Annotated in this window: 15 protein-coding genes, 1 pseudogene and 1 riboswitch; all 16 genes and pseudogenes read left to right on the top strand. The window is 49.0% G+C overall.

All coding sequences use genetic code 11. The annotated features are described in order from the left end of the window. The first annotated feature begins 46 nt into the window (after positions 1–46). The gene (gene argH / locus AB1S56_RS23145) at positions 47–1,462 is read left to right on the top strand and encodes an argininosuccinate lyase (RefSeq protein WP_340871023.1); all 1,416 of its coding nucleotides are present in this window, start codon (positions 47–49) and stop codon (positions 1,460–1,462) included. Positions 1,463–1,755: 293 nt separating this feature from the next. Next, positions 1,756–1,847, top strand: a riboswitch (cyclic di-GMP riboswitch). Positions 1,848–1,903: 56 nt separating this feature from the next. Beyond that, positions 1,904–3,994, top strand: coding sequence for an S-layer homology domain-containing protein (locus tag AB1S56_RS23140; RefSeq protein ID WP_340871022.1), 2,091 nt, complete (start codon positions 1,904–1,906; stop codon positions 3,992–3,994). Then, on the top strand, positions 3,987–10,238 hold the full coding sequence (locus tag AB1S56_RS23135) for a DUF6531 domain-containing protein (protein ID WP_367903403.1): 6,252 nt from the start codon (positions 3,987–3,989) through the stop codon (positions 10,236–10,238). Before AB1S56_RS23140 ends, AB1S56_RS23135 begins: the two co-directional genes overlap by 8 nt. Positions 10,239–10,240: 2 nt before the next feature. Next, complete coding sequence (locus tag AB1S56_RS23130; protein WP_340873756.1) at positions 10,241–10,672, top strand: hypothetical protein; 432 nt, start codon at positions 10,241–10,243, stop codon at positions 10,670–10,672. 789 nt (positions 10,673–11,461) lie between these two features. After that, positions 11,462–12,019: pseudogene (locus AB1S56_RS23125) on the top strand (recombinase family protein); the annotation flags it as partial. A gap of 133 nt (positions 12,020–12,152) precedes the next feature. Then, positions 12,153–13,382 carry an IS110 family transposase gene (locus AB1S56_RS23120; RefSeq protein WP_340873760.1) on the top strand — a complete coding sequence of 410 codons (1,230 nt, stop codon included), beginning with the start codon at positions 12,153–12,155 and terminating at the stop codon, positions 13,380–13,382. A 97-nt stretch (positions 13,383–13,479) separates the two neighbouring features. Continuing rightward, entirely contained in the window at positions 13,480–13,884 is a 405-nt protein-coding gene (locus tag AB1S56_RS23115) for a hypothetical protein (RefSeq protein ID WP_340873754.1), read from the top strand. An 18-nt stretch (positions 13,885–13,902) separates the two neighbouring features. After that, positions 13,903–14,286 (top strand): hypothetical protein, encoded by a 384-nt coding sequence (locus AB1S56_RS23110; protein ID WP_340873753.1) that lies wholly within the window; start codon positions 13,903–13,905, stop codon positions 14,284–14,286. Positions 14,287–14,288: 2 nt separating this feature from the next. Beyond that, positions 14,289–14,828, top strand: a complete 540-nt coding sequence (locus AB1S56_RS23105; RefSeq protein WP_340873758.1) for an RNA 2'-phosphotransferase — start codon at positions 14,289–14,291, stop codon at positions 14,826–14,828. 58 nt (positions 14,829–14,886) lie between these two features. Next, the gene (locus AB1S56_RS23100) at positions 14,887–15,921 is read left to right on the top strand and encodes an RHS repeat domain-containing protein (RefSeq protein WP_367903402.1); all 1,035 of its coding nucleotides are present in this window, start codon (positions 14,887–14,889) and stop codon (positions 15,919–15,921) included. Then, positions 15,909–16,433 (top strand): hypothetical protein, encoded by a 525-nt coding sequence (locus AB1S56_RS23095; protein ID WP_340873828.1) that lies wholly within the window; start codon positions 15,909–15,911, stop codon positions 16,431–16,433. The genes AB1S56_RS23100 and AB1S56_RS23095 overlap by 13 nt, the downstream gene beginning before the upstream one ends. Positions 16,434–16,523: 90 nt before the next feature. Further along, on the top strand, positions 16,524–17,861 hold the full coding sequence (locus tag AB1S56_RS23090) for an IS1380 family transposase (RefSeq protein ID WP_340873812.1): 1,338 nt from the start codon (positions 16,524–16,526) through the stop codon (positions 17,859–17,861). A 592-nt stretch (positions 17,862–18,453) separates the two neighbouring features. Further along, positions 18,454–19,800: a polymorphic toxin-type HINT domain-containing protein gene (locus AB1S56_RS23085; protein ID WP_367903401.1), complete on the top strand. Its 1,347-nt coding sequence runs from the start codon at positions 18,454–18,456 to the stop codon at positions 19,798–19,800. A 315-nt stretch (positions 19,801–20,115) separates the two neighbouring features. Continuing rightward, positions 20,116–20,421, top strand: coding sequence for a hypothetical protein (locus AB1S56_RS23080; RefSeq protein ID WP_340873771.1), 306 nt, complete (start codon positions 20,116–20,118; stop codon positions 20,419–20,421). A 513-nt stretch (positions 20,422–20,934) separates the two neighbouring features. After that, on the top strand, positions 20,935–21,456 hold the full coding sequence (locus AB1S56_RS23075; RefSeq protein WP_367903477.1) for an IS3 family transposase: 522 nt from the start codon (positions 20,935–20,937) through the stop codon (positions 21,454–21,456). 254 nt (positions 21,457–21,710) lie between these two features. Then, positions 21,711–22,535: a hypothetical protein gene (locus AB1S56_RS23070; protein ID WP_340873774.1), complete on the top strand. Its 825-nt coding sequence runs from the start codon at positions 21,711–21,713 to the stop codon at positions 22,533–22,535. The last annotated feature ends 177 nt before the right edge of the window (positions 22,536–22,712 follow it).

Here is a 22,712-nt window from a genome sequence, read left to right as displayed (position 1 = left end):
AGCGGGCTTCCGTTCCGTTGCGTCCGGAAGGGAGTGCTGGAATACGGTGAGTAAATTATGGGGCGGTCGTTTTACGAAAAAAACAGACCAACTGGTTGAGGAATATACGGCGTCGATCATGTTCGACAAGGAGCTGGCCGAGGAGGACGTTCAAGGCAGCCTCGCGCATGTGACGATGCTGGGCAAGCAAGGGATTCTGCCTGCCGATGATGTGGAGAAGATCAAGGACGGCCTTCATCGCGTCCTGCAGCGTGTGAATCGCGGAGATATCGAGTTCTCGATCAGCGATGAGGACATTCATATGAACATCGAGAAGACGCTGATCGACGATGTGGGTTCCGTCGGCGGCAAGCTGCATACGGGCCGCAGCCGGAATGATCAGGTTGCGACGGATATGCATCTGTGGCTTCGCAAGCGCGTTGTGGAATTCGTCGACATGCTGCACAAGCTGCAGTCGGCTCTCGTGGAGCAAGCGAAGGCGAACACAGACACCATCGTGCCAGGCTATACGCACCTGCAGCGCGCGCAGCCGATTTTGTTCGCGCATCATCTGATGGCTTACGTGGCGATGTTCGGCCGCGACATCGAGCGCCTGCAGGACAGCTACAAGCGCATTAATGTGCTGCCGCTGGGAGCCGGTGCGCTGGCGGGAACGACGTTCCCGATCGACCGCCATTTTGTAGCGAGCCAGCTGAAATTCGACCGCGTGTATGAGAACAGCCTGGATGCCGTGAGCGACCGCGACTTCATCCTGGAGTTTCTGTCGCATGCCTCGATTATAATGATGCATCTCTCGCGCCTGAGCGAGGAGCTGATCCTTTGGTCCAGCACGGAGTTCCGCTTCGTGGAGCTGGACGATGCGTTCTGCACGGGCAGCAGCATTATGCCGCAGAAGAAGAACCCCGACGTGCCGGAGCTTGTCCGGGGCAAGACGGGCCGCGTCTATGGCAATCTTGTCGGTTTGCTGACGGTTCTGAAGTCGCTGCCGCTGGCGTACAACAAGGACATGCAGGAGGACAAGGAAGGCATGTTCGACACGGTGAAGACGATGCAGGGCGCGCTTCAGCTGTTCGCTCCGATGATCGCCACGATGAAGGTGAACAAGGAGCAGATGCGCCAAGCGGTCAACCAGGATTTCTCCAACGCGACCGACATCGCCGACTTCCTCGTCGGCAAGGGACTGCCGTTCCGCCAGGCGCATGAGGTGATCGGCAAGACGGTGCTGTACTGCATTGAGCAGAACAAGTACCTGCTGGACCTGACGCTCGACGAGTTCAAGCAGTTCTCCAGCCTGTTCGACGACCGTATCTACGCGGTGCTTCAGCCGGAGCAGGTTGTGAATGCCCGCAACGTCTACGGCGGCACAGCGAAGGAGCAGGTCGAAGCGGCTATCGGCCGTGCCGATGTAACGCTCGCGGAGACGGCGGCTTGGGTAGCGGAATATTTGGAACGAAGCAGATAATAAGTAGGGCGGATCTCCTTGCGGGGGGTCCGTCTTTTTTTAAAATATAAGAAAGTATAAGTTTCCTCTATACTGGGCTTATATTTCAACGCGAAACGTTTGCTGCTCCGCCAAAGGACGGCGCAGCTGTTTACGCTTGATCCAGAATTTATAAATTTACACCTTATCTGAGCTTAGAATTGTCGCCAGGCTATATTTTCTCATTGTCAAATTTTCCCGAAGCATGTATACTCATTTGTGGTAATAGATGGATTGCAAAAACGAATATATGAGGATAAAGCACTAGTGAAGTGCTTGACCAAAGGCAAACTCGTACGAAAGTCGGGGACGCAAAGCCACGGGTCTTACGTCATGGATGACATGAACAGACAGCCGGGTTGCTCAAGTATATTTGCTATTGCTTTTTTTTATTGCCTGCAGATGAGAGAGGGGTAGAGAGACATGAGAAGTAGAGTTGTGAGATTCAGAGAAGCGGCCATTGCGGGTATGGGGATGTGGAGCAAGGCTCTAAAAGGCCTCGTGATCGCCAGCATGCTGGGAGGCTTGACGCTTTCGTACGGACAGGAAGCTTATGCGGATAGCGTTTATACCTACAAGGACGAGGCAGCTTCGTTCAAGATTAACGGGAGCCAGGTTCGAATGAGCGGGGAGCACGTGGTCTGGCGAGGAAGAGGGGCGGACGGCTCTGGTCCGGCTGGGCAAATCCATTATGGCAACATGAGAAGCGGACTAACGGTAGCCGTTACCAGCCATGGCAATCCCACCGACACGCCCTCCATCGGGGTAAACACACGCGGGGAAGCGATTGTTGTGTGGGTGGACAGGAGAGATTTCGCTAACGGAACGGGCGATATGAACTGGGATATCTACAGCTACAATACAATAACGAAAATCGAAACCAAATTAAATACGACAGTCGCCCTGCACCGGGCGCCTCTAATCGACGGGAGCTATATTGTCTGGCAGACGAATCCGAGATACGACATGCATCTATACAACATGGAGAGCAGAACATTGACAGAGCTGGGGAGAGGCAGAGATCCGGTAATCTCTAACGGGCTCATCGTCTATAAAGGGGCGGAGGACGGAGATCTGTATGAGTATAAGATTGCCGACGGTACGCATCGGAAGATATTGGACTTGCCCTATTCGCAGTTTGTAGACCGTTTTGTATTTAACGGCGAGCAGATTCTGTGGAAGCAAAGGGATCAGAACCGCAATATCAAATACACGTTTATGGACTTAAGCGCAAGCAACCCGCAGCCTGTTGATCTGACCGCGCCGGTCAAGCCGGAGGTTGAATATAGCCATATGAGCATTTCAAGCGGGAAGGCGGTCTGGATGGAGGAATCCGGCGGAGCGACATTCATGAAAGGCGCTGATCTGAGCAGCGGGGATGTCTTCAGCCTTGGCGCGGCAAGACCTCAGGATTTAATCGGATTCAATGGAAATGAGCTGACGATCATCAAGGATGGCAGTCTGGTGAACCGAATAATCGTCGAGACGGAAGTTGGCACAGGCCAGCCGTCGTTACCGGCAGTCCCGCCTTCGAAGAATACGGATTCCGGCCAGCAGCCGCAAAGCATCGTGATTGGCCCCGACGGCGGCCAAATAACGGCTGGCGAAGCGGCAGGGCTCTCATTCGGGCTTGGGACCTTCAAGGCGGATACAAGCGTGACGCTGGAGAACCACTCGGAAGCCGAGCTACGGACGAAAGGCAAGCAGGTGAAAGGCATGGTCTGGGCGGGAGCGGCCTGGAAGTGGACGGCGGAAGCGGAGCTTATGAAGCCGGCGACATTCACCATCGCGCTGGAGCGTCCTGTGACGACTGCCGATCAGGCTAGCCAAATGGGCATGTATCGTTATGACGAACAGGGCGACAATTGGGTCTACGCAGGCGGAACGGCGGATTCCGCATGGCGGATGGTCAGCGCCAGTGTGAAGCAGCCGGGATTATACGCTCTCTTCGCCTATGAGCCTTCATTCCCGGATATGAATGGCCACTGGGCGAAACGGGAAGTGGAGGTGCTGGCCGCCAGATGGATTGTAAATGGCATGGCAACCGGCAGCTTCGAGCCGAAGCAGTCTGTGACGCGCGCCCAATTCGCCAAAATGCTGGTTCAGGCGGCAGGGCTTGCTGAAGAGACAGCGGGAACGGGAACGTTCAAGGACGTGCCGTCCGGGCACTGGGCGGCTCCATGGATCGAACAGGCGGCTGCGGCGGGATGGATCAGAGGCTACGAAGGCGGCTTGTTCAAGCCCAATGCGGAAGTTACGCGCGAGCAAATGATGGTCATGCTGGCGAATGCTGCTGAGCTCAAGCAAGAAGCGTCCGGCAATGCGCTTGCCGGTTATGCCGATGCCGGTCAGGTGAGCCCTTGGGCTAGGCTTTCGATCGAAGCGGTTATCAAGAGCGGGATCGTGCAAGGCGGCGGGGGCAGGCTTCATCCTGGAGCTACGAGCACGCGTGCGGAAGCTGCCGCGGTCATCTATAGATGGCTGGCCATGAAGGGAGAGGTGTTCAGTGGATAACGTTGTTCGACGCAAGATGATACCAGGCTGGGGGCAAATCGGAAAGTTTCTGCTGGCATTCCTTGTGCTTCTCGGGGGGCTTCCGCTGCTTCCGGGCATGAATCCTGAGAGGGCGCATGCGGCAACATCGCTCCAGGTCGATCGTGCCAAATTCAGCTCAGTGTACGGCGGACGGACCTCGGTTAGCTTCAGCTTCGACAACCCGGACCCCGATTCTGAGACGCAAGAGTTCCATGATACAGAGATTACGCTGGAGAGAAACGGATCGACTGTGAGCGTGCTAAGCAGCAGACCGTACAAGACGATAGAGACGCATATCTTGGACTGGGATGGCAAGGTGAACGGCAAGCCAGCGGAGGAGGGCAGCTACACGATCCGGGTTACGCCCACCCGTTTTGCGCAATTTGGGAACACGGGCATCGTCGACGTCGTAAATCCGGACCCGCCGGCTCCGACCGGGGTGGAGATTGTCCCGGACACGGATACTCATATGAGCCGGGAGCATACAATCAGGGGGATAGCGGAGATTGGAACGACGGTTGAGCTTCGGATGAAGCGCATTCGAAGAGTTGGAGACAATACGACCTACGATGATGGCGCCGTTGAGACGCTGATGGACAACATTGAAGTGAAGCCAAGAGCATCGGACTGGGCGCGTGCGATACCGATAGATGCCTCGTACTTCACGGACTTTGAGGCTTTGACCGATCAAGACCCGGAGCTATTTGTTGGGGAGTGGGAAGTGAAGGTGTCGCTTCCCGCCTATGAAATCGCAGAAATCCAGGCGTTTGCCACACGGGAATTTGACGGGAAAAGCTCGGACGGTTCGGAAACGCTAAGTGTCCTGCGTTATGAAGCGCCGGACTGGAATGTGAACTGGGCCGTTGTGTCGAGCTATTATTACAATATCATCGAGAAAGAAGCGATAGTCTCTGGAATCGGCAAAATCGCTGGTTTTAACGGATTCCCCGTCGAGGATTGCAACGGGCAGGTGTGTTACGGCCCTATTCAAGAAGGGGTGAATCTGCTAATCCAGGACCCCAAGCAGGCCGGGGAGATTACGCTCGCGGACAGCGCGCGAATTGACGAAGAATATGCGAATCGCAACGGACACCCACTCCCGGAGGCCTTCGACCCGGTCAACCTGGCGACGGGCGACTTCGTGTTCAGGCATACGAATATCAGTGTACAGGCGGTCATGCCGCTTGAGCTGACGCTGACCTATCATAGCCGAAGCCGTAATGACGGCGACTTCGGCGTCGGCTGGCATCATTCGTATGAGCGGAAGCTGGAGTTCCGGGAGGGCGGCGTTATCTATGCGGTATCCCCGGAAGGAGCGAGCCATCGCTTTGAACCGGCCGAGGGCGGTCTTTATACAGGACCGGACGGATTGTACGATACACTCACGAGACATGCCGACGGCACCTATACGCAGCAAACGCCGCAGCGGTGGTCGTACGTTTACCGCAGAGACGGCAAGCTGTATCGCATGGTCGATCCGAACGGCAATTTCGTCCAGCTATCGTACCTGGGCAGCTTGTTGACCGGGGTGAGCACCAACGGGGCCAGCCTGACGTTCGATTACGGAGCGGGAGGCAAGGTCGTGCGCGTTACCGACCATACCGGACGATACACGGCCTACGAATATGACGCGGTCAATCATGATTTGACGGCGATGATTTTGCCTGACGGTGCAAGAATTGGATATCAATACGACGACAAGCACCGCTTGACGGAAATTTCCAATCCGAATGAGACCATGTCGCTGCTGAACGAATATGACGATTTGGACCGCGTCGTGAGCCAGCGGGATTTTGCCGGGGTATGGGGCGGCATTGCATACTTTCCGGAGGAGATGCGAACCGTCACGACCGATGCGCTTGGGCGGGAGACCATCTATAGCTACGACGAGCGTTATCGGAAGACGGGGATGGCTTATCCGGACGGGACGAGCGAGCAATTCCTCTATGACAGGCATGACAATCTGATCGAGATGACCGACCGCAGGGGCAACGTATGGCATTATACATATGACGGCAGCGGCAACCTGATCCGGGCGAAGGACCCGGAAGGACATCAGACAGAAATTCGGTATAACGCTCTTAACCTGCCTGTGGAGATTGTTGATCCGCTTGGCCATACAACGACACTTGCGTATGACGGCAAAGGCAATGTGAGAACGATCACCGACGCGCTCGGCGGTGTGTCCCATATGGAAGTGGACGGTCGTGGTATCCCGACTGCCATGACCAATGCCAATGGGGAAACCGTTCAGATTGAAAATGACGTTTACGGCTTTGCGAAGATGATGACGGACCCGATGGGCGGCCGCCAGGAGCTGATCCGCGATCCGCTGCACCGGGTGAAGGGGATCGTGGATGCGCTGAACGGGCGGACAGAGCTGGAATACGATCCGCGCGACCGCGTCACCGCGAGCATCAACCAGCTGGGCCATGCCGAGCGTTATGAGTATGACAAAGACAGCAACCTGACCGCCTACACCGATGCGGAGGGGGCTCGCACCGTCTATACGTACGACAGCTTCGCCAGAGTGTCTGCCATTACCGACGCTTTGGGCAATAGAACGCGTCTCGAATATGATGGCGTTGGCAATATGATCAGACGAATCGACCCGAACGGAGCCGAGACGTTGTATACCTACGATACGGCAGACCGCCTGGCGTCCGTGACCGATCCGGAAGGGAATGTAAGCCGCTATGAATATGACGGCAGCGGCAACCTGATCCGGTACATCGATCCGAGTGGCGGCGAAACTAGAGTCGAATACGACAAACGGAATTTGCCGGTCAAGGTGACCGACGCAGCGGGCGGCGAGACGCGGCTCAGCTACGACGCGGCCGGCCGGCTGACGGAGGAAACCGATCCTCTGGGCCGCTCTGTTCGGTACGCTTACGATGCGCTAGGCAGAATGGTTGAACAGACGGATGCTCTGGAGCAGAAGTCAACCTATGCGTACGACGCTGCAGGACGGCTGATTCGGACGACGAACCCGAATGGTGCGGAGTGGAAGCTCGAATACGATCCGCGCGGCTTGCTCGTTAAGGTGACGGACCCGCTTGGACAAGCGTCCGAGATGATGCGGGACGAGCTTGGACGGGTGATCGAATCCATCGACGAAGCCGGTAAAGTCACAGCATACCGTTACGACGCGGCGGGACGGGTAACCTCGCTCATTAATCCGCTTGGCGCGATGACGGAAATGAATTATGATGCCCGCGGTTTGTTGACCGTCCTGAAAGACGCGAAGGGACAGACGACCGAATACGGCTACGATGCGCTCGGACGATTGCAGCGCGTAACCAATGCGCTGAAGGCTGTAACCGAATACGGCTATGACGCGATGGGCAATATTGCGTCGAAGACCGATGCGCTGGGACGGCAGACCGTCTATCGCTATAACCTGCGCAACGAACTCATTCGCACAATCGGTCCGGAGCAGCGTATAACGGAGCTGCTGCATGACAGCCTTGGCAATGTGACGGGCGTGACGCTTCCAGGCGGCGAAACGACCAGCTACAGCTATGATGTGCTGAGCCGGTTGACGGGCATCTTGTACCCGGACGGCAAGCAGGTCGGGTACGCCTACGACGCAGCCAGCCGGCGGACACAGATGACCGATGAGCTGGGCGCGACGACCTATGCCTACGATGCGCTGAACCGTCTGATCGAGGTGACCGATCCCAACCAGCAGACGATTCGTTATGAATGGACGCCTACGGGTCAGCGGAGCAAGGTTATTTATCCGGATGCGACCGTCGTCAGCTACCAGTACGACCTGCTTGATCGGATGACTGCGGTGACGGATGCCGAGGGAAGGGTAACGACTTATGCGTACGATGCAAGAGGGCTGTTGACGGCGAAGAACCTGCCGACAATGGGGCAGAGCAGCTTCGCGTATGACGATGCGGGACAGCTGCTGGAGCTGACGCATCGGAACCAGTTCGGTAAGGTCATGGAGCAAATGATCTATGCGTACGACCCGGTCGGCAACCGTATAAGCAGCGAGCGCCTGTCGGACGGAAACGACGAGGACGATCTGGACGGAAGCGAAAGCGTCGAACGCATCGTAACGGATTACGCGTACGACGCGTTGAACCAGCTGGTTCACGTGCAGACGCAGAACGCGGCATCCGCGGAGCTTCCGGTATCGACGCAGTACCTGTATGACGCGGTCGGCAACCGCCTGTCGAAAACAAGCGTGTGGGGCGATGTGGCCGAAACCGAGACGTATACCTACGACGCGGCGGACCGCCTGCTCCAATGGACGAACGGCAGCGAAATGAAAGACTATATGTATGATCCGCGCGGGAATCTGCTGCAGGTTATGGAGAAGCTGCTCCAGCTTCCGGATATGAACGCGGCGGCGCCATCGTCACTTGATGATGCCGTGAACGGCAATGTCTATACATCCGGCAATTCCAGCATGGAAGATTCGCTGTATGCTTCGCTCGCCGCTGTAAGCGAGCCGGCGTGGTCGGAGCCTGAGGTGATCGAGCGGTATACGTGGAACAGCGCGAACCGGTTGATTGAGCAGATCAACCATAAAGGCGATATCACGCGCTACGCCTATGATGGCGACGGCAACCGAATGAAGATGACGATTGATTACGCCGCAGGTCCGAGCGGAAACAACGGCAATGGCAATGGAAATGGTAACGGCAACGGTAATGGTAATGGTAACAGTAACGGTAATGGCAACGGGAATAGCAATGGAAATGGGAACGGCAATGGCAACGGTAATGGCAACGGCAATGGCTCGGCCAATTGTCATGTAGTGCCGCCGGGCTTCATTCCACCGGGGCTAGCGAAGAAATGCGGTTATACCGACGAGGAATATCCGGACATGCACCCAGGGGGACCACGCGACGGCTGGGAGAAGCAGCACAAGAAGCAGCATTGGGAGCTGAACTTCACCAATGACGTGAGCCTGGCGCTGCCGGAGCCGCTTCAAGTAACCGAAGCAGATCCAACGAAGTGGAAGGAAACCTATGTTTATGGGGCAGGCGGCGAACGCCTAAGCATGACGTACCTGCCGGCGTATGACGCCAACAATGGCTGGGAGCCAGCCCCTGGCGCAGGCGGAGCGGAGCCGGGCGTACAGCCCAAGACGCTTTGGTACATGCACGATGCCCTGGGCAGCGTCATCGGCCTTGCAGAGAAGGACGGACGCGTCTCTGCGCGGTATCACTATGACGAATTCGGTGTGATGCTGGACAGCAAGAAGACCGATCTGAACTGGTCGGGCCCAGACAACCTGTTCGGCTACACGGGGCTGGGGTATGATTATTCCAGCGGGCTGACGTATGCAAGAGCGCGGTACTACCAGCCGGAGATCGGACGGTTTATTAGTGAGGATACGTATAAGGGGGATCTATGGAATCCTCAGAGTCAGAATTTGTATGCGTATGTGCATAATAATCCAATGCTTTATGTTGATCCGACAGGACACATGAGTTGGTCCACATCGTTGAATCTGGCAAAAGGTTTTGGTTCTTCATTGTTGGAAACTGCAAAAGATATTGCTGCATTAAATCCGTCATCATTGAACTTCTATACGGAGACATTGCCAGCAACATGGGAATTCGCCAAAGCATTGTATAATGGAGCTATCACCCTTAATGACTTGAAAGCTGGATTAGGTGATGAATATATATACCCCTTCAAACATATCCAAGAGAACTATAATCATGTATGGAATGGGAATCCATCTAAAAAAGAAGCTTTTGATTATGGTTATTTCTCGGGTAAAGCACTCCAAACTCTTGTGAGCATAGGAACTCTGGGTGGAGCTTTAGCGGCTAAACTGGCTTCGAAAGCGCCGAAGTTAGCTAAGCTGTTAAAGGGGACTAAGGGGACGGGTGATGCAGTCCTCAATAACGGTAGAGCCACTGTTGATGCATTCAAATCAAATCCTACTGCATTCAAAGGCAAATCGGCAGACGAAATCGCCCAAATGCTAAGAAATGAAGGATACGATGTTACTGTACAAGATTCTACTAAATCAAGTTCAGGGGCAAAAATTATTAAAATAAATAATACTGGCGGAGATAGGAATATTACTCAAGTTCAAGTATCGCCCGGAGGTGGGAGACACGGAGGAAGTCCATATGTAAAAATTAGTACGAGCGACCAAGGTATCATAAAGGTAGTTGATGGTGTTGAAAGTGCCTATAAGACAGATGGAAAAGAAACAGCAACAATAATCTTCACAGGAGGTAATTAACTATGGTGTTGTTGAATGCCCCTATTGTCCCGTGGGAGGGAATGGGTGGAGTGAAACTTTACAACCATATTAGCGAATTTTATGACATAATTAAAAATCTCAACGATGCTGATGCTCTATTAGGAAAATCACTAGTGAGATATGAAATTAAAGATGAAGTTTACTTGTGGTTTAATTTATTCAATGGGAAGTTGTTCAAAATCACCGCATTAAAGAACTATACTGGAAAGTTATTTGATGTGATTCATATTGGTATGTCTATTGACGAGGTTTTGGAAATGGAGCCTAGTTTTGAATACGATGATTTTGAAGAAGTATATTGTAGTCCTAAAGGGATTTATATTGAGACTGACCCTGTTGAAAATACTGTATTATGGATTTCGGTGTACATTAAAGAGATTGATAATGAGGACTTTGATAAAGGGAACTGGTAATAGAATTTGACCTTGATTGGCTTTGTGCCTTTCAAGGTTTCTTTTTTTAATGGGGCTACCCAGTGCCGAATGAATCGGGCGGCTACGTCAATGTCACATTTGACGTTATTTCAACGCCATTCCCACGATTTCGGACATGGCGTAAATCCTCACCCTGTGCGCATTCTGGCGATTTCCTGTGCCAATTTTGCGAATTTCCGAAAGCGGATATTTCCGACGGCAATTCTTTAAAAATATCAACGTCCTCCCAGCGAAATCCTCTGATAAATAGACGTTATGGAATCGCTGTATTGCGCTATTCCGTACTATATCGCCGCGACCTTGGCGAACATATCGGCGACCACCTAATAATTAAATATTCTTACTCCTTTACCGTCACACCTTTGGCGACTATTACGACATACTCCAACGTCAAGGAAATCGTCAAGAATAGCGCTGACTACATATCGTGGGGGTAATACTACCCCCGGCGCTAGTCATCGTATTATTCGCATGAACAATGCCGTTTTGGGGAAAAAATTTCAAAAAAGTTTGGGAAACGTAAAATGTCGCGGATAAAGGATGCTCTGATTAAGCCGCGAAAACGAAAGGTACGGCAGGAAATTGCCGACAAACGACCTGATACGCAATGTTCGCCACTAAGTCGTTTTGCTGGTACTGTCATATTGTCGCGGGGGAAGGAACGGCGACCAGACTATTACCGTTATAACCTGTCTTATGAACGCTTAGTAAACGCATATGGGACGCAAGAAGTCTGATTCATCTTGAACGTCGAAGACCGCGCTAGCCAGCCGGAATATTGACGCTGTTGTCGTCCTGAATACGAGCCGTCTATGGCGTTCGGATATCGTCAAAGTGTTGGTACATCGTGAATTTAAGAAGTACGGCGTTGACGTTCGGAGTATCGAACAGCCAACGTACTCCATATACAAGAAAGACCCGTCCGACTTTCTCATTAACGGTCTGATGGAGTTACTAGACGCGTATCAACGCTTGGAAATCGCAATGAAGCTGTGCCGAGGGCGTCATAAGAAAGCCCATCAAGGCGGATACGCTGGAGGTCGAGCTGCGTTCGGTTACAAAGCGCATAAAGGTCAGAAAGCCATCCAAATTGACGAAAAGCAAGCGCAAACCGTCCGCAAAGTTTTTCAGTTAAGGGAACGGTATCCTGAATGGTCGTTAACCCAAATAGCCGAAGTGATGAACGCGGAAGGCTATACGACCCAGCAAGGTAGACTGTTTACGAAGGTGCAAATTAAGCGAATCTTGGATAGACGTGATTTTTATAGCGGTATGTATCGCTATGGAAATATAAAGGCTCATGGTGTACATGAAGCCATACTGTGATTGGAGTTGAATGGAGAGGCTTGCGTCCCGTTGCGGGTCTTCGGACTAACGCTTGAACTGAGGTTGCCCCCATTCTATTCCGTCAACCAACGATATTCCGTACACAGGGGTGATTGCTTTGAGGCATTACAAGATGCGCCATGTTTATGTTGGATTGGATTTACATAAAGCCCACCATACCGCAGTCATTATCGACTGTTGGAATGAACGGCTAGGCGAAATCCAGATTGACAATAAACCGTCTGCCTTTGACGACTTGCTCAAATTCGTTAAGAAGCATACGCCTAGAGGAATGACCCCTGTCTATGGGTTAGAGGATACAGGCGGCAATGGCAGAGCGTTAGCCGTTCACCTTGTCGAGCGAAAGCAAATCGTCAAGGAAGTCAATTCCGCGTTGTCGTATAATGAACGTAAGAGCTACGCCACTACGCAAAAGAGCGACAGTTGGGATGCGTATTGCATCGCTAAGGTGTTGCTTGCACGGCTTGACGAACTTCCTGACGCCAATCCACACGATATGTATTGGACAATTGGGCAGCTCGTAGTAAGACGGAACGCTATAGTCAAACACGCCGCAACACTCAAGAATCAACTTCACCAACAGTTGAGCTATCATTATCCGTCGTATAAGAAGTTCTTCTGTGACATTGACGGGAAAGCGGCTTTAGCCTTCTGGGAGAAGTACCCTGCCCCACACCATCTGGAAAACGTAGAGCTAGAGGAACTTGCGGCATATCTGCGACAGGCAAGTCATAATACCTGTTCTACCCGTAAGGCGGAGGAAATCTTGGAACTGGTGAAGAAAGACGGCGAGACGAAACGGAATTATCAAGCGTCACGAGACTTCCTTATCGTCAACATGGTACAGGACATGAAGCGAAGCCGAGAGTTGATAAAGGAAATTGAAGCTCAGCTCCGTCAATTACTTGCTGAAACGGATTACAAACTAGAGTCGATGGACGGTATTAGCACCGTTACAGCGGTGGAACTAATTGCCGAAATCGGCGATATCCGCCGTTTCTCTAACGCTGACAAGCTAGCTCGTTTCGCCGGAATCGCTCCTGTCCGCTTTAGTTCGGGCGGCAAGGGAAAAGACCAAGCAAGCGGACAAGGAAATCGGGTGCTGAACGCCATCTTCCACAACCTAGCCGTTCAGCAAATCCAAGTCGCTAAAGGTGACAACAAGAAGCAACGGAATCCCGTATTCTACGAGTATTACCAACGCAAGCTAGCAGAAGGTAAGACGAAGAAGCAAGCCCTGATTTGCGTCATGAGAAGGCTTGTAAACATCATCTACAGCATGATGAAGAACAAGACGGAGTACAGGGCGGCGGCAACTCTAACAGAGCGTCAAGCAAGCTGATATAATGGTGGTAATTGGAAAACCAGTTGCCACCTTCTTTATTCCCAAGTTTAAGATTACAACTTAGGGGACGGGTAAATTTACAGTTGATCCTTCAATGAAGGCAGCAGATGAAGCTGCAGGAGTATTGAAAAATGGCAGTTACATTAAGAATCCGACAGCCCAAAATCTTAACGATTTAATAACTGATACGGGTAAAATAGGAAGCAAGCAAATGTCCGGACAGTATATGTATGTAGTAGATACAAACGGGAACGTAATAATTGGCACGAGGGCAGGTCAAAGGATGCCTCATCCTACTTTAATTGGCGGTGTAAATCCTCAGGTTCGAGCAGCAGGTATTGTTGAAATTAGGGGTGGGCAGATTTATAAGGTTGACAACGCAAGTGGGCATTATAAACCAAGCAACGAATCTCTTCAAGCTGCACAAGAAGCGTTTGGTCAACTTCCTTCGTCTGCTTTCAGTTCCAAGTTCCAAGGATATGTGCCATTTGACCAATAATTTCAAGGGGGTGATTTTTTGAAAGATATATGGGGGATATACCCATGGTTTAAAGAAGATGGACAGGAACTAATTGAACCACGATACAGAGAAAAATTTAGTAGTTTACGACCTTATGGAAAAGTGTTTCTTTGTGTCGGAGAACAAGACCAGTATATAGTGCTACAGTATAATAAGCAGAGTTTTTTGGTAAAACCCACATTATTTCAAAAAATCTTAACACCTAAATTTACATTTGGTCAGGCCGTAAGAATACGGTCAAATCCGGAAGTCTTTGGGTTCATTTGTGAAATAAATTGGCACCATAAGACTGAAAGAGAAATGTACTATATTGAAGTGAACGGGAAGAAAAAATCTTCCCGTTACTTTAGCAAAGATTTAATTGATATGGAGGGTGCTTAGTGCTGGATATTACCAAATTAAGTAAAGAGGTTTCTTATGCTTTAAGACATGCTCCTTGGGAGTATGAATTAGAGCTAGACAATGAGGGATGGGTAGATATTGACCAATTACTTTCAGCACTACGAATTGATGAGCAGTGGAAATCAATAAATGAAAGTAATTTGAGGAAAATGATTGAGGTATCAGATAAGAAACGGCATGAAATTTTTGATGGAAAGATTAGAGCATTATACGGTCATTCTGTACCTCAAAAAGTAAACAAAAAGGTTGGTATTCCCCCTTCGATTCTTTATCATGGGACAGCTAAGCATTTAGTAGAACGAATTTTATCAGAGGGGCTTCGCCCGATGGCGAGACAGTATGTTCATCTGTCAGTTGATATTGATACTGCGAATCTAGTGGGCAAACGAAAAGATTCAAGTCCTGTATTATTAAACGTTCAAGCTGAAAATGCCTCAAGTGAAGGAGTGGAGTTTTACCAAGGCAATAATGTAGTATGGTTGGCGGAATTTATTCCATCTAAATTCATTTCTGTAGAATAATATAAATTCAGTTGATTGAACCTTGATTGGCTTCGTGCCTTTCAAGGTTTCTTTTTTGTTGGGGCTAGCGAAGAAATGCGGTTATACCGACGAGGAATATCCGGACATGCACCCAGGGGGACCACGCGACGGCTGGGAGAAGCAGCACAAGAAGCAGCATTGGGAGCTGAACTTCACCAATGACGTGAGCCTGGCGCTGCCGGAGCCGCTTCAAGTAACCGAAGCAGATCCAACGAAGTGGAAGGAAACCTATGTTTATGGGGCAGGCGGCGAACGCCTAAGCATGACGTACCTGCCGGCGTATGACGCCAACAATGGCTGGGAGCCAGCCCCTGGCGCAGGCGGAGCGGAGCCGGGCGTACAGCCCAAGACGCTTTGGTACATGCACGATGCCCTGGGCAGCGTCATCGGCCTTGCAGAGAAGGACGGACGCGTCTCTGCGCGGTATCACTATGACGAATTCGGTGTGATGCTGGACAGCAAGAAGACCGATCTGAACTGGTCGGGCCCAGACAACCTGTTCGGCTACACGGGGCTGGGGTATGATTATTCCAGCGGGCTGACGTATGCAAGAGCGCGGTACTACCAGCCGGAGATCGGACGGTTTATTAGTGAGGATACGTATAAGGGGGATCTGTGGAATCCGCAGAGTCAGAACCAATTTACGTATGTGCATAATAATCCGTTAATCTATACTGATCCCTCTGGTAATTATTGCGTATCAGCTGATGGTGCTTGGGCTCATGAAGGTATATGTAACAATCCGGAGACATCTTATTGGTTTCCTGATAACGGTCAGCCTATCGTGGAAAATGGTATTCTCAAAGGGAAGGTAGGGAGCTCTGCTGCTGCTGTTTCATATCAGAGGTATGAAATAAAATTTAATGCATGGAATGCAACTGAAAAGCCTGATATTAGAAATCCAGGTCCTAATGTCACGCCTAGTATTATTACTTTTGATCCATATCAGGATACTAATTCTTTTGATGCAAAGTTTGAATTCGATGGCGATTTTATCGGTACTAAGATGGAATATAAGGCATACGCTGGGGGTGTTAAATTAATGAATTCTCGGCTGGTGTGGCAGAAGTAGGAGTAAGCTGTGATTACAACTCAGGTAAATGTTTTATCGGAGCGGATGCCACTTTAGCGGATGTTATAATTGGAGTATATACGCCTGTATTAGATACTGGATACTTTACTGTAGTCGAAGTTGGGGGCGCTGTGGGTACTGCGGCTAAAGTTTCTTATCAAAACGGAGTAGTTCGATTTAAAGTCGCATTAGAGTTTGGATTTTCTGGTGGTATTGGTGTTACTAAGAATCCAAAAGGAGGGTCTGCATTGTTAGAGGTTATTATACCGATTGTTGTATTTTTAGTTATTGTATTAATTTGTTTTATAGTATGGCGTTTGAACCGATTAGATAAGAACAAGCCTTTTATTTCTTCGAATGCCATTGTAAGAAAAAAGAGAATTGATGAGTGGAAAAACTCAGTGAATTCACCTTTAATCAAGGAGTATTATGTTACATTTGAAATTGAAGGTTCAGATGTTAAATTAAAGGTTCCGAAATATAGTCCTGAATCCGTGATACAAAGTTTATAAAAACCGAGATATTTAAAGGAAAATGCATCTCTGAAGTCGAAAATTAAAGATAATCGCTTATTATCTACTTTCACCAACGAGGTGCTGAATATGAAGATCCAATTCACCCAATCTAAGGAAATCCTCTTAACAACGCATGCAGGCTTGGCTGCGGTCGGTGCGCTGCTTTCCCATACACAGTTGTCTCAGCGTCTTAATCGCTCAGCCGTTAAAGGAATGGAGAATCCGATCCACGGGAACGGCGAAGTCATGAAAAGCTATCTTGGTCTGCTCTGCCAAGGTAAAAGCGATTTCGACCACATCGAGCCTTTTCGCAAAGATACGGTGTTTCAAACATGCCTGGGTATTCGCAAAGTGCCTTCAAGCCCTACGCTCCGTCAGCGACTGGATGCCGCTGCACAAACAATAGATGCCAATTGGAATGACATTCTGTTGCAGGAATCTGCCGACCTCATCCGAAACCTCAATGCCCCGGTAACTGGACTTGACGCAGGCGAGCATACGGTCATACCGCTGGACATTGACGTTTCGCCGTTCGATAACTCCGGCACGAAAAAAGAAGGTGTCTCCCTCACGTACAAAGGAACATTTGGATATGCCCCCATCTTTGCCTATTTGGGCCGAGAAGGGTATGGCGTAAATCTTCAATTGCGTGAAGGTAGTACACACAGCCAGAAAGATGGTGCTGATTTCCTTCGGGAAACGATTCATTACGCTCGTCGCATTACAAGTGATCGTCTACTCGTCCGTATGGATTCTGCTCACGATAGTCTTGAAAACTTGCAAGTTTGCCACGCGGAGAAAGATGTTGACTACATCATTAAAGTCAATCTTCGCGGCGCTTCCAAAGAAAGCTGGCTGCGAGTAGCCGAAGACAAAGGGATATCTTGTGAGCAACGCCCTGGGAAGACCACCTACATCGGCGCGATTACATTTCCACAGAAAGACTTCGATTGTAACCTGCGTCAAGTGTTCCAAGTCATCGTGCGTACGATCGATCGGGATGGGCAGGTGCTCATGTTTCCAGATGTGGAAGTGAACGTTTACTGGACATCTCTGACTTGCTCGCCATGGCGTGTCATTGAGCTTTATCGCGATCATGGCACAAGCGAGCAATTTCATAGTGAGCTTAAGACCGATCTAGATTTGGAGCGATTGCCGGCAGGCAAGTTCGATACGAATGAGCTAGTCCTGCACGCTGGCGTATTCGCCTATAACCTGCTTCGCATCATGGGACAAGAAAGCTTACGTCAAGATGATGCACCGATTCGTGGAGGCGTCGGGCGCCGTCGTATCCGAACTGTCATTCAGAACATCATCTACATCGCAGCTAGAGTCAGCCGCCATGCCCGACAAACGTCCTTCAATTTCGGCCGTTACAGTCCATGGTTCCAAACCGTTCGTCGAATCTACCAGGCATTTGCCTGATTATTGTGAATGAAACGCAAGCACAGCCACCAGTCGCCTCCCCCCTGTAAAAAAGGAGGTTTATTTCGCATGCCTTGCTTCCTGTGAAAAGCGCTTCTTGTTTGAATCCGAAGATGGGAATGTTGTAAGATACACAATCTTCTACGCCTGTTTTCCAAAATACGGACTGCCTAGGAGGTAGGGGACCTAAGCTGTCACGGATTCAGGTATAGTGATTACGAGAAGTTGCATGCTGGTGATAGTGGAGTTTTAACTTATCAAAAAAAATCATTCATAACATTTTTGTCGGTTTTAATTAGCGATAATTCTTAAACCAAATGCGAGCGTAACAACTCCATGTGGTTTTCTATTTGCATAAAATATTGTCAGAGGCGTTGACGTGTCGATACGTCTTAACGGATTGGTTAAGTAAACGTAGACCCATTCCGAAATCCAAGCTTAGGGCGGTACTTGCACGTTCGGAAAATTGATTCAGCATAGGGGTTGTCGAGGTAATGGCAATGGCTCGGCCAATTGCCATGTAGTGCCGCCGGGCTTCATTCCACCGGGGCTAGCGAAAAAATGCGGTTATACCGACGAGGAATATCCGGACATGCATCCAGGGGGACCACGCGACGGCTGGGAGAAACAGCACAAGAAGAAGCATTGGGAGCTGAATTTCACCAATGACGTGAGTCTGGCGCTGCCGGAGCCGCTTCAAGTAACCGAAGCAGATCCAACGAAGTGGAAGGAAACCTATGTTTATGGGGCAGGCGGCGAACGCTTAAGCATGACGTACCTGCCGGCGTATGACGCCAACAATGGCTGGGAGCCAGCCCTTGGCGCAGGCGGAGCGGAGCCGGGCGTACAGCCCAAGACGCTTTGGTACATGCACGATGCCCTGGGCAGCGTCATCGGCCTTGCAGAGAAGGACGGACGCGTCTCTGCGCGGTATCACTATGACGAATTCGGTGTGATGCTGGACAGCAAGAAGACCGATCTGAACTGGTCGGGCCCAGACAACCTGTTCGGCTACACGGGGCTGGGGTATGATTATTCCAGCGGGCTGACGTATGCAAGAGCGCGGTACTACCAGCCGGAGATCGGACGGTTTATTAGTGAGGATACGTATAAGGGGGATCTGTGGAATCCGCAGAGTCAGAATGGGTATTCGTATGTGCATAATAATCCAATGCTTTATGTTGATCCATCTGGACATATAGCTTGGAACCAGTGGGACGATTTGGCACTAGGAGTTTATGACACCCTTAAAGGGACTGTAGAGGAGTTCCTGTCTTGGGAAACCTATGTTGGCCTCTACCAGTTTGGTCAAGCCATATATAATGGGAAAATCGGTCTGCAGGACTTAGTCTCAGCTCTAGGGAGTTCGGCAAAGGATAAAATTAATTATTTCTCAAAAAATACAATACCTATATTTACAGGTAACCCCACAGATAAAGAGGTTCGTCGTTACGGGCAAGAAATGGGCGAAATCCTAACCATGGTGGGAGGAAGCACGGCAGCATTAAAACTTATTATTAAAGCGGCACCTAAATTGGCTAAGAAACTAGATGTCAAGGGGTTATTAGATTGCAATTGTTTTACAGCAGGTACGAAGGTTTTAACAGACGAAGGGGAGAAACCTATCGAGGAAATCGAGGTAGGGGATAAGGTTCTTGCTAAGTCTGATGAGACTGGAGAAGTGGCATACAAGGAAGTCGAATGGCTCTATCAACGTGATGTTGAGGAAACGTATAATATTACTGTTGGCGGCGAAGTCATAACGACTACCGATGAGCATCCGTTTTGGATCGTCGGCAAAGGTTGGGTGGAAGCACAGCATCTTAAGGTGGACGATGTTCTGACAACCTCTGATGGTAAGGAATTAGCCATTGAGAAGATTGAGGTTAAGAAGGAACACAAGACAGTCTACAACTTTAAGGTGAAAGACTTCTGGTGACGGGGTAAAGCATGTCGAGGATAGACATATTGGTAGCAAGTCAGGTTGGGAGCATAAAAGTAAGTGGACTGTAACAGGTGGCTATTGGCGTACCTACAGTAGAGACGCAATTTTAAACCCCGACAGAGTATCTATGGATGGAGACAGATTTGTTTATGAAAAAGAATTCAATAAAGTCATGGACGTTGATGCAAATGGGAATAATTTGTACAAGGTTAGAGTCGTTGTAGATAAGGATGGAAACCTTGTAACTGCATTCCCACAAGCCGATTGGAAATGACAAAATTTAGTTTAAAAGTATATTTAGGAGGGACTATGGGGCTGGATATTGTATTATTTGATGAGAAAAAAGTCAGAATAGGGCTATTAGAAATACCCAATAGTTTACATGATGCTATATTTACGGGCACATCAAATTGGAGGAGTTATATGTATTTAAGGAAAGTTAAAGATTATTACAAGACTAATGTTCGACTTAATCAATCTGAACTCTCATGCTTTGTGGAAGATTTGAAACAAATACGTACATTTATTGACTCCGTGCATCATTCTTCCTTAGATAGATTGGTTCAATCTTTAAGTGATGCTAATGTTCAAGCTGTACATGTCGCAGGTGATTAAACACCTTGACCTTGGGGGCGGAAATCCTCAAGGTCTTTCTTTTACCCCCACCCAGTGCCGAATGAACGCGGGCAATCTATTTTTTTATCTCCGTCACAATCAAACGCAATGTCCCGATGGAGTGCTACAATAAAAATGCAGTCGAAAAACCCCCTCATATGAAATAAAATGAAATCAGACGAGGGAACGAGAGGCAATGAATTGATACGACAAAGTATTCAAAGAACAAGCAGTAAGATTGAGCGATGAGATTGGCCCAAAGAAAGCCGCCGAGCAGTTAGGCGTAGCGTAGCCTACCACACCTTACAGGATTGGAGAAAGCGAAGAGCCTTGCACGGCGATGGAGCACATATCGGGAGCGGAAGTGCTTATGCATCTGCCGATAAGACTGCCCGTGAAATCGAGTTAGAAAAAAATAATCGAGCTGCGCCGCGCGAATGAAATTCTCAAGGATGCACTCGGTTTTTTCGCAAAAGACCGGAAGCGGTAAGGGCATACCAGCTCTATGCTTACATCTTTACGCTGTCACAAATAGATATCAAGACCAGCTACAGCACGGTCTATCGCATCATGAAGGAAGCATGGATTGTTGAAGAAAGCAAGCGTCATCCAAACGGCATTACACGCGAGGATGCCGCAGCTCAAAAGAGTGAGAACCTGATCCAGAGAGACTTCAGAGCCTCAGCCCCCAACCAAAAGTGGCTATCGGATACCACCGAAATCCCTTGTTCAGACAGCAAGCTATATCTGTCCGCGGTACTGGATTGTTTCAATGGCGAGATCGTGGGCCTCGCCATGGACGACAATATGCGCAAGGAGCTCTGCATCCAGGCCTTTGAGAACGCCTCTAAAGTAAAGAATGCTCGCGGAATGATTTATCACAGTGATCGAGGCAGTCAATTCACAAGATATGCATTCCGAGAGTGTATAGCTAAACGAGATGCCGTTCAGAGCATGAGCGGTACAGGGCGTTGCTATGACAACGCTAGGATGGAAAGCTTTTTTGCTGCGCTAAAGAAAGAGAAGCTGTACTAGATCAACACGGAGCGCTACCCGATGGCCTATATGAAATCGGCCATTTTCAGATACATCATGGTCTATTACAACAGACAGCGGATTTACACCCACTAATCCAGGGGGCTGGCCCCCCGCTATTTATCGCGAAAAAATGCTGTCACAGGCAGCTTAGTCACGGGATTTCTGTATGAGGGTGTTTTCAAACTGCACTTTTTTTGACAACTCCATGAAGTAGAGGGAGTACAAAATATCAAATGGGGTTGACTTTTTATATGAAGGAAAAACTGTGGATACATGTATTGCAAGAGTTCGAATATTTGTTGGAAAATTGGAAGAATTATTATAGTTATAATACTGTAGATAAAAACCATGGAAAGATGATTGTATTTTGTTTTAATTCTGGTACAGCAGATTATAATGATTTTATTAATGTTCTTGTTCAGAATGAGGTATTCCACTTCGTATTTAGACGAGAGTATTCTTTTACTAAGAAAGATAAAGAAGATTCTGAGATTTTACGATTAATTATAAACGGAGATGCTGATGACTCCCATTCAAGTGAATCTCTTTACTATGAATGTAATAAATGCAAAAACAGAGTAAGGAAATTGCATAGAAATCATGTGTTAGCGAATGAGAAATTCTTAAAAAAATATGATTTATCTATATCTAACCCACCAAATTCAGAAATATTTGTATCAAATAAACTGAAAACAGTGTTGGAACAAGAAGGAATACAAGGGTTGAAATATGTTCCAGTAAATAGCTTAAAATCGCCTAGTAAGCAAATTCAGGGATTCTACAAGGTTGAGATAGAGGTAGGCATTGGTCAAGTAATAGACCCTACTCAACTGGAGAGAGGAGATATGTGCAAGGAGTGTGGGTTTAATAATAAATTTCTAAGAAAAGGACTGCTTTATTTTAATAAACCCGATTGGGGTAGGCAGGATATTTGTTACACCGAAAACTGGTTCGGTAGCATATATCAAGGGAAGTTTATGGGGGGGAAAGAAATTATAATATCCCAAAAACTTTATAGGATTTTAGTAAATAACAATATTAAATCATTTTCAGTTGAACCTTCGTTTCTTATTTGATTGAACCTGAATTACGAAAGTAAAGCCTCATAAAAATATCATGACTTATACAGTTCGCTCCAAATACTAGAAAAAGCAAACTAGTACAGGGAATTTCGCAAAAACACTTGACAAACCAAAATCGACCCAATAATCGCGAAGGATACCTTTTCTTACGGGTATATCTTAGAGGATTTT

This window comes from Paenibacillus sp. PL2-23, from assembly GCF_040834005.1.
Lineage (GTDB): Bacteria > Bacillota > Bacilli > Paenibacillales > Paenibacillaceae > Pristimantibacillus.
Note: the sequence above shows the minus strand (reverse complement) of the source record. Positions and strands in the feature narration are given on the sequence as shown.

Excerpts from the sequence above, each read along its gene's own strand:
- AB1S56_RS23090 (WP_340873812.1), top strand. The coding sequence starts at position 16,524 with ATGAAGATCCAATTCACCCAATCTAAGGAAATCCTCTTAACAACGCAT.
- AB1S56_RS23070 (WP_340873774.1), top strand. The coding sequence starts at position 21,711 with ATGAAGGAAAAACTGTGGATACATGTATTGCAAGAGTTCGAATATTTG.
- AB1S56_RS23120 (WP_340873760.1), top strand. The coding sequence starts at position 12,153 with ATGCGCCATGTTTATGTTGGATTGGATTTACATAAAGCCCACCATACC.
- AB1S56_RS23115 (WP_340873754.1), top strand. The coding sequence starts at position 13,480 with ATGAAGGCAGCAGATGAAGCTGCAGGAGTATTGAAAAATGGCAGTTAC.
- AB1S56_RS23140 (WP_340871022.1), top strand. The coding sequence starts at position 1,904 with ATGAGAAGTAGAGTTGTGAGATTCAGAGAAGCGGCCATTGCGGGTATG.
- AB1S56_RS23130 (WP_340873756.1), top strand. The coding sequence starts at position 10,241 with ATGGTGTTGTTGAATGCCCCTATTGTCCCGTGGGAGGGAATGGGTGGA.
- AB1S56_RS23085 (WP_367903401.1), top strand. The coding sequence starts at position 18,454 with ATGCATCCAGGGGGACCACGCGACGGCTGGGAGAAACAGCACAAGAAG.
- AB1S56_RS23080 (WP_340873771.1), top strand. The coding sequence starts at position 20,116 with ATGGGGCTGGATATTGTATTATTTGATGAGAAAAAAGTCAGAATAGGG.